Origin of the sequence: Arsenicicoccus sp. UBA6765, from assembly GCF_002453335.1 — a bacterium.
GTDB classification, from domain to species: Bacteria; Actinomycetota; Actinomycetes; order Actinomycetales; family Dermatophilaceae; genus Arsenicicoccus; species Arsenicicoccus bolidensis.
Genome location: NZ_DKGR01000055.1, coordinates 30,658 through 38,942, shown reverse-complemented (window position 1 = coordinate 38,942; position 8,285 = coordinate 30,658). Strand labels below are relative to the sequence as shown.

At 73.2% G+C, this 8,285-nt stretch carries 6 protein-coding genes; 3 read left to right on the top strand and 3 right to left on the bottom strand.

Going from position 1 to position 8,285, the window contains the following annotated elements:
- Window positions 1-50 precede the first annotated feature (50 nt).
- Complete coding sequence (locus B4K29_RS14715) at window positions 51-1,604, bottom strand: helicase HerA-like domain-containing protein (RefSeq protein ID WP_286967931.1); 1,554 nt, start codon at window positions 1,602-1,604, stop codon at window positions 51-53.
- A gap of 142 nt (window positions 1,605-1,746) precedes the next feature.
- On the opposite strand from B4K29_RS14715, the gene B4K29_RS14710 reads away from it, so the two are divergent.
- Together B4K29_RS14710 and B4K29_RS14705 are read left to right on the top strand one after the other, a co-directional pair.
- Window positions 1,747-2,082, top strand: a complete 336-nt coding sequence (locus B4K29_RS14710; RefSeq protein WP_286960683.1) for a type II toxin-antitoxin system VapB family antitoxin — start codon at window positions 1,747-1,749, stop codon at window positions 2,080-2,082.
- Between the two features lie 10 nt (window positions 2,083-2,092).
- Window positions 2,093-3,430, top strand: coding sequence for an alpha-amylase family glycosyl hydrolase (locus B4K29_RS14705; protein ID WP_286967928.1), 1,338 nt, complete (start codon window positions 2,093-2,095; stop codon window positions 3,428-3,430).
- 42 nt (window positions 3,431-3,472) lie between these two features.
- On the opposite strand, the gene B4K29_RS14700 is transcribed toward B4K29_RS14705, so the two are convergent.
- Complete coding sequence (locus tag B4K29_RS14700) at window positions 3,473-5,110, bottom strand: S8 family serine peptidase (RefSeq protein WP_286967926.1); 1,638 nt, start codon at window positions 5,108-5,110, stop codon at window positions 3,473-3,475.
- 146 nt (window positions 5,111-5,256) lie between these two features.
- Window positions 5,257-6,051, bottom strand: coding sequence for an enoyl-CoA hydratase/isomerase family protein (locus tag B4K29_RS14695; protein WP_037212845.1), 795 nt, complete (start codon window positions 6,049-6,051; stop codon window positions 5,257-5,259).
- Window positions 6,052-6,118: 67 nt separating this feature from the next.
- Between B4K29_RS14695 and B4K29_RS14690 the strand changes: the two genes are divergently transcribed.
- Window positions 6,119-8,257 carry a hypothetical protein gene (locus B4K29_RS14690; RefSeq protein ID WP_286967924.1) on the top strand — a complete coding sequence of 713 codons (2,139 nt, stop codon included), beginning with the start codon at window positions 6,119-6,121 and terminating at the stop codon, window positions 8,255-8,257.
- Window positions 8,258-8,285: the final 28 nt, after the last annotated feature.

Below are 8,285 nucleotides of genomic sequence, written 5' to 3'. Positions count from 1 at the left end.
ACTTTAAGAGACACGCCCTAGCTCAGGCTGATGTGACTACCTGAGGTAGGTCAGCGGCGGCGGCGGGCGGTGCCGAACAGCGAGCGCGTGATCTCGCGGCCGATCTGCGTGCCGGCGGACCGCAGCATCGACCGGAACGCCGAGGACTGCACGACCTGCTCGACGAGGCCGGGGTCGTCCTTCTCCGGCTTCTGGGGCTGCTCCGCCGGGGCAGGAGCGGGCGCGGGAGCCGGCGACGGGGCCGGCGCGGACGCCTGCTGGGCCGCCGTCAGCTTCTCGTACGCCGACTCGCGGTCCTGCGCCGCGGCGTAGCGCGCCGTCAGCGGCGACGCCGCCACCAGCCGGTCCAGCTCGGCGTCCGGGGTGGGGGCCATCAGCGACTGCGGCGCACGCATCCGGGTCCAGGCCACGGGCGTCGGCGCGCCGGTCTCGGACAGCACGGTGACGACGGCCTCGCCGGTGCCGAGCTGGGTCAGCAGCGCCTGCAGGTCGTAGCCCGAGCGCGGGTAGGTGGAGACCGCCGCCTTGAGCGCCTTGGCGTCGTCCGGGGTGAAGGCGCGCAGCGCGTGCTGCACGCGGTTGCCGAGCTGGCCGAGCACGCCGGCGGGGACGTCCTTGGGCGACTGGGTCACGAAGAAGACGCCGACGCCCTTGGACCGGATCAGCCGGACGGTCTGCTCGATCGCGTCGAGGAAGGCGTCCGACGCGTCGTCGAAGAGCAGGTGCGCCTCGTCGAAGAAGAACACGAGCTTGGGCTTGTCGACGTCGCCGACCTCGGGCAGGTCGTGGAACAGGTCGGCGAGGAGCCACATGAGGAAGGTGGAGAACAGCGCCGGGCGGTCCTGGACGGCGGGCAGCTCGAGGCAGGAGATGACGCCTCGACCGTCGGCCCCGACCTGCAGCAGGTCGGCGGTGTCGAACTCCGGCATACCGAAGAACGCTGCGGCGCCTTGGTTCTCGAAGGTCACGAGCTCGCGCAGGATGACGCCGGCGGTCGCCTTGGACAGCCCGCCGATGGTCTTGAGCTCGGCCTTGCCCTCGTCGCTGGTGAGGTGCGTGATGACCTCGCGCAGGTCCTTGAGGTCGTCGAGCAGCAGGCCCTTGGTGTCGGCGTAGTGGAAGATCAGCCCGAGGCTGGACTCCTGGGTGTCGTTGAGCCCCAGCACCTTCGACAGCAGGGTGGGACCGAAGCTCGTGATCGTCGAGCGGATCGGGGTGCCCTTGCCGAGCCCGCCGAGCGTGAGCAGCTGGGTGGGGAAGCCCGTGGCCTCCCAGGTCTGACCGACGTCCGTGGCCCTCGAGGCGAGCCTGTCGTTGCTGACGCCGGGGGACGCGAGCCCCGACAGGTCACCCTTGATGTCGGCGAGGAAGACGGGCACTCCCCCGGTGGACAGCTGCTCGGCCATCAGCTGCAGCGTCTTGGTCTTGCCGGTGCCGGTGGCGCCCGCGACGAGACCGTGGCGGTTCATCACGGCGAGCGGGATGCGCACGGGCACGTCCGGGTGGGCGGTGCCGTCGACGACGGCCGCGCCGAAGTCCAGGGCGGGGCCCTCGAAGGCATAGCCGGAACGGATCTGGTCGAGCTGCGAGGTCGAGTCGGTCACGCGTCCGACGATAGCGGTGACTGGGTCGCCTGGCCCTGATCCGCGCGGCAGCCGTGGTGCACGCCTGGTGCGCCGACCAGCGCGCACCATCCAGCGCGCGGCAACTCCCGTGCGCCGCGGACGGACAACTAGACTACGGAGCGTGATCTTCAAGGCCATCGGTGAGGCCCGCCCCTATCCCGAGCACGCCAAGGTGACGACCCGCGACTGGGCCGGCGTGGCGCCGAGCCTGGTCCGCCTGGACCAGCTGGTCACGACGCGGTCCACCCTCGACCTGCGCCAGCTGCTGTCCGAGGACTCCACGTTCTACGGCGACCTGTTCGCGCACGTCGTCAAGTGGCAGGGCACGCTCTATCTCGAGGACGGGCTGCACCGTGCTCTGCGCGCCGCCCTCCAGCAGCGCCCGCACCTGCACGCGCGGGTCCTCAACCTCGACGCCCCCGGCGCTCCGGTCGGCGAGCCGCTGCGCGAGCTCTAGCCTGGAGGGCGTGACCCACAGCTTCGAGCCCACCCCCGAGACCCCCTTCGAGCACCCGTCGTGGTCGGTGAACGCCACGATCTACCAGATCAACACGAGACACTTCACGCCCGAGGGCACCCTGCGGGCCGCCATGGGACATTTGCCGCGGCTGGCGGAGCTGGGCGTCGGGATCCTGTGGTTGATGCCGGTCCACGAGATCGGCGAGGTCAACCGCAAGGGTGGGCTCGGCTCCCCCTACGCGGTGCGCGACTACTACTCCGTGAGCGCCGAGCTGGGCACGGTGGAGGACCTCAAGGACTTCGTCGCCACGGCGCACGACCTCGGCCTCAAGGTCATCCTGGACTGGGTCGCCAACCACACCGCCTGGGACAACGTGCTCATCGAGCAGCACCCAGAGTGGTACTCCCGGGACTGGAAGGGCGACTTCCGCCCCACCCCGTGGTGGGACTGGGACGACATCATCGACCTGGACTACTCCCACGCCGAGCTGCGCGAGTGGATGACCGAGGCCATGGCCTGGTGGGTGCGCGAGGTCGACGTCGACGGCTACCGCTGCGACGTCGCCGGGATGGTGCCGACGGACTTCTGGGAGACGGTCCGCGCGGTGCTCGACGAGATCAAACCCGTCTTCCTCCTCGCCGAGTGGGAGGCGCGCGACCTGCACCACCGTGCCTTCGACATGACCTACGGCTGGAGCTGGAACGACGCGCTGCACAAGATCGCCCACGGCAAGGCCGACCTGGAGGCGCTGCGCGTCTACTACGCGTGGGACGCCAAGGCCTACCAGCGCGACTCCATCCGCATGCTGTTCGTCTCCAACCACGACAAGAACGCGTGGGAGGGGACGGAGTACGAGCAGTTCGGCAACGCCCTCGAGGCCGCGATCGTGCTCTCGGTGGCCAGCAAGGGGATGCCGCTGATCCACAACGGTCAGGAGGCGGGCATGGACAAGCGGCTCTCCTTCTTCGACAAGGACGAGATCGTCTGGGCCGAGCACCCGATGCGCGACCTCTACGCCCGGCTGATCCGGCTGCGGCGCGACACCCGCGCGCTCTGGAGCGGCAAGCACGGCGCCCCGATGGTGCCGGTGCCCACGACGGCGGACGACCGGGTGCTGGCGTTCGTGCGCCAGGACGACGACACCAAGGTCTTCGCGGCCTTCAACCTGTCCCCCGAGCCGGTCTCGGTGGCCTTCCGCGAGTCCCCCGCGCCGGGCCACTACCGCGACTTCTTCGCGCCCGACGGGTCCGACGGCTCCGACGGGTCCGACGAGCAGACCGTCGAGATCGTGGAGGGTGAGCCCGTGGAGCTGGGGCCCTGGGACTACCGCCTGCTCCTCGGCTGACGGTTGACGGCCGTATGACGAGCGCCCGGCGTCATACGGCCGTCAGCGGGCCGCGCGAGGCCGGTAGGTGACCGTCGTCGACGACGAGGTGGCCGCCGACGTCCCCAGGAAGCGGACGGTCACGGAGGTCGTGCTGCGCACGGTGAAGCTCGTCGGCACCCGACCGGCGGCGTCGGTGCGGCGGTCCGAGCACTGCAGCCGGCCGCGCAGGTGCGACATCGCCCAGCAGGTGCGGACGGGCGCGTTGGCGAGGACGGAGCCGTTGACCGTGCGGGCGGTCACCGTGCCGGTGGCCATGGTGCCGACGACCGGGGCCCACGAGCGCACGCCCGACCAGGTGAGTGCCGCGGGGCAGGCCTTGACCGTGCAGAGCGCCTTGTTGGGGTCGAGGAGGCCGGCGCCGTACGTGTTGTCTCGGCCCCGCGTGCCGAGATCGGCCGCGGTGCGGCTCAGCAGCGCCTGCACCTGCGAGGTGGTCAGCGTGGGCCGAGCCGCCTTGAGACCGGCGACCGCGGCCGACACGGCGGGCGCGGCCATGGAGGTGCCGCTCATCCGGACGTAGCCCGAGCGGACCATGGCCCGGGGATAGGTCGAGACGATGCGGTCGCCGGGGGCCGCGATGTCGACGTAGGACCCGGTGTTGGAGTACGGCGCCGCTCGTCGGGCGCTGGTGGTGGCAGCCACGCCGATGACGTTGGCGTACGCCGCCGGGTAGGTCACCGGGTTGCCCTGGGCCCGCTCGTTGCCGGCGGCCGCGACGACCACCGCCCCCTTGGCGTTGGCGTACTGGACGGCCTTGTCCACCGCGGCGTCGCGGGTGCCGCCGAGGGACAGGTTGATGACCTTGGCGCCGCGGTTGGCGGCGTGGATGATGCCGCGGGCGATGTCGGACGACCACCCCTCACCGTTGGCGTCGAGCACCCTGATCGGCATGATGCGCGTGCCGGGCGCGAGACCCGCGATGCCCAGACGGTTGTGCGCGACGGCCGCGATGATGCCGGCGACGTGCGTGCCGTGCCCGTCGAGGTCGACAGCGCCGGCGCCCCGGGTCCCGCCCGCCGAGGGCTCGAGGAACTGCGCGCCCGGCACGAGCACCCCGCGCAGGTCGGGGTGGCTGCCGTCCACCCCTGTGTCGACGACGGCGACCGTGACGCCGGTGGTGCTCACCCGTGCGTGGAAGGTCTCGCCGCCGAGGGCGCTGAGGCTCCACTGCTGGGGGCGCAGCGGATCGTTGTATGCCGTCGCGCGCACCCTCGTGTCCACGGTGACGGCCACGGCGCCGGGCGTGTCCTGGGCGCGGTCGACGGCGCCGACGGCCTGGGCTGCCGGGACGGTCGCCGTGCTGATGACGGGCTGGCCGGAGACGACCCGGGTCGTGACGACGCGGATCCGCGAGGCGCCGGTGGCGAGCGCCGGGGCGGCCACGGCGCCGGGGGCGCTGGTGACCGAGGTGGTGCGGGCCGCCCACCCCTGCGGTCGACCCTCCGCCGGAGCCAGGGCCGGACCCGGAGCGGGAGCCGGACCCGGAGCGAACGGTCGGGCCCAGGTCGCGTGCGCGGACGCCCCAGCGGCGACGGCGGGGGCGACGCCCGAGGCATGGACGGCGACGGGGCTGCCGACCGCCGGCGCGAGGGCGGCGAGGGCGACGATCACGACGCCGGCGCGAGCACGGGTCTGCATGGTGGAGGGGTCCTTCGACGAGGGCACGGGAGCAGGGTTCGCACCACGCGGTCACAGAACGTTACGTCGCCTGACCATGCGTCACACCGCGGATGGTATCAGCGTGACGCGTTCGACGCCGAAGCCCACCCGTTCGGCGCAACCCGTCAGGCGGGCCCGCCCGCCCAGGGGAAGCGAGGGTCCCGCCGCTCGGTGAACGCCAGCACACCCTCCGCCAGCTCGCCGGACGCGATCGTCTCGCGATAGCGCGCCCGCGCCGCGGGCTCCGGGTCCTCGCCGTCGAGCAGCAGCCGCACCGTCTCCTTGACCGCCGCGATCGTGAGCTGCGAGCGGCTGCACAGCTCGTCGGTCAGCCCCGCGACCGCGTCGTCCAGCTCGCCCGGCCCGGTCAGCACGTCGACCAGGCCCACCCGGTGCGCCTCGACCGCGTCGATCAGGCCGGCGGTCAGGAGCAGCCGCCGGGTCGTCGCCGGTCCGACCAGGTCCAGCAGGGTCCGTATGCCGGTCGGCGCGTAGGCCACCCCCAGCCGGGCGGGCGTCACCCCGAACCGCGCACCCTCCTCGGCCACCCGCAGGTCGCACGACGCGGCGAGCTCCAGCCCGCCCCCGATGCAGCTGCCCCGCACGGCGGCCACCGTCGGCTTGGGGCAGTCCAGCAGGGCCCGCTGGGCGGCGAGGTCCGCCTCGCGGACCGGCACCATCGGATCGGCCGGGTCAGGGCCCGACAGCAGGTCGCCGATGTCGGCACCGGCGCAGTAGTGGTCCCCGGCTCCCACGACCACCACGACCCGGACCGCCGGGTCCTCGACCAGGTCCCCCAGGACCTGCGGAAACCCTCGCCACATCTCGAGGCTCATCGCGTTTCGCTTGGCGGGACGGTCCAGGACGAGGCGGGCGACCCCGCCGTCGACATACGTGCTGAGCCCCTCGACGGTCGTCATGGCACCACCCCACCACAGGACCGGCCCGAGGGACGCACCTCCCCCGCCGGTCAACTACCCTGGAGCGATGCCGTCACGCAGGTCCTTCCTTCGCCTGACGGCCTTCGGGATCCTCGTGATCGCCCTCGTCACCCTCCTCACCCCGCTGCTGCGCCCGCGCACCGAGCCCGTGGCGCAGCCCGGCCCCCTCGTGGTCGTCTCGATGCCCACCCTGCGCTGGGCCGACGTCGACGAGCGCCGCACCCCCACCCTGGACCGGCTCGCCGACGACGCCGCCATCGGCAACCTCGCCACCCACGCCGTGGCCGGGCACAGCTGCTCCGGGTCGGTCTGGGCCACCCTGTCGTCCGGGTTCCGCGTCTCCCTCGACGACGGCACGCCCGAGGCACCGGCAAGCGGTCCCGTCGTGCCCTGCCCACCGATCCCCCGCCCGGTCCCGACCGGCGGCCTCGGCGAGCTGGGCGGCCCGGCGCGCTTCCCGGACTTCCCGCGCTGGCGGGCCGAGCTGCTGGCCCAGCCCGTGCCCGCCGAGCTCGGCCTCCTCGGCACGCAGCTGCTCGAGCGGCGCCAGTGCATCGCCGCGGCCGGGGCTGGAGCGGCGGTCGGGGCGGTGCGCAAGGACGGCACCGTGGCGTCGTACGAGCCCGACCCCCGGCGCGCCGACCTGCGGCGCTGCCCCATCACCTTCGTGTCCTTCGACGGCGTCGACGACGCCGGGCTGGCGCGGATCATCGACCGGCTGCCGCGCGAGGCGACCCTGGTCGTCACGGGGCACGCCGACGACCAGGCGCCCGAGTCGTTGCGCGCGGTCCTGATGAGGGGCCCCGGCATCCCCGAGGGGCGGCTGACGTCGGCCTCGTCGCGCCAGCCCGGGCTGATCCGCACCACCGACCTCACCGCCCTGGTGACCTCGCGCGTCTCGGCGCTGCCCGGCACGAGCTACGAGGGTCGCATCCCCGTGGTGCTGCCCGGGGCGAGCGGCGACGACGTGCGCGCCGAGCTGGCCGGCACCGCCCGGGCCCTGGACGTGCAGCACCACCTCGTGCGGCCGTTCTTCACGACCTACGTCCTGGTCTCGCTCTTCACCATCGGCGTCATCCTGCTCGTGCTGCAGCGGGACCGCAGCCGGGGCCAGACGATCCGTCGGTCCTCGGCCGGGCGGGCCCTGCGCATCGCCTCCGCCGCGGTGGCCGCCGTCCCCGTCTCGACCTTCCTCGCCGGACTGGTGCCGTGGTGGCGGTGGGACCACCCGACCATGGGCCTGGTGATCTCGGTGCTGGGGTGGGCGGCGGCGCTCGCCGCCGTCGCGCTGCGGGGACCCTGGCGGAGCCGTCGAGCCGGCCCCGCGGGATTCCTCGCGGCGACGACGGCTCTCGTCCTCGCCGTCGACCTCGTGCTCGGCGGTCACCTGCAGCTGATGACCATGATGGGGTTGCAGCCCGTCTACGGCGGGCGCCTGCACGGGCTCGGCAACGTCGGGTTCGCCCTCACGGCCAGCGGAGCCCTGCTCGCCGCCTCCCTGCTCACGGGGCGCCTGTCCCGCCGCGACCCCAGCCGGGCGGCCCGGGTGATCGCGGCCATGGGCATCGTCACGGTCGCGGTCGACGGGCACTACGCCCTCGGGGACGAGGCCGGCGGGTCCCTGGCGCTGGTCTGGGGCTTCGGCTACCTCGCCCTCAAGGCCTCGGGGCGACGCACGACCTGGCGGGGCGTGGCCCTGATCGCGGCCCTCAGCGCCTTCACCGCGCTGGTCATGGCGACCCTCGACATGCTGCGACCGCGCTACGAGCGCAGCCACATCGGTGACTTCCTCGCCACCCTGATCGAGACCGGCGACCTCACCTCGGTCGTGCGCAGCACCTTCGTCAACAACTGGTCCATGCTCACCTCGCAGTGGGTCAACCTCGGCGTGCCCGTCCTGCTCCTCCTCGCCGCCTGGGCCGCCCGCCGCCCGCTCTCCTCGCTCGGGCGCCCCCTCACCCGTCTCGAGCGCCAGATCCCCCTGCTGCGCATCGGCTTCACCGCCATCGTGCTCTGCTGGATCGTCGGCTTCCTCACCAACGACTCCGGCACCTCGATCCCGCCCGCCGGCTCGATCCTGATCGTGCCGCTGGTCGTGCTGATGACCGCCTGCGCGCCCCAGCCCCCGGCCGACCACGCGCCTGGCCACGCCCCGGATCGCGCGGCGGACGCAGCAGCCTCCTGAGGGGAGCCACCGCCCCCGCTCACCCTGG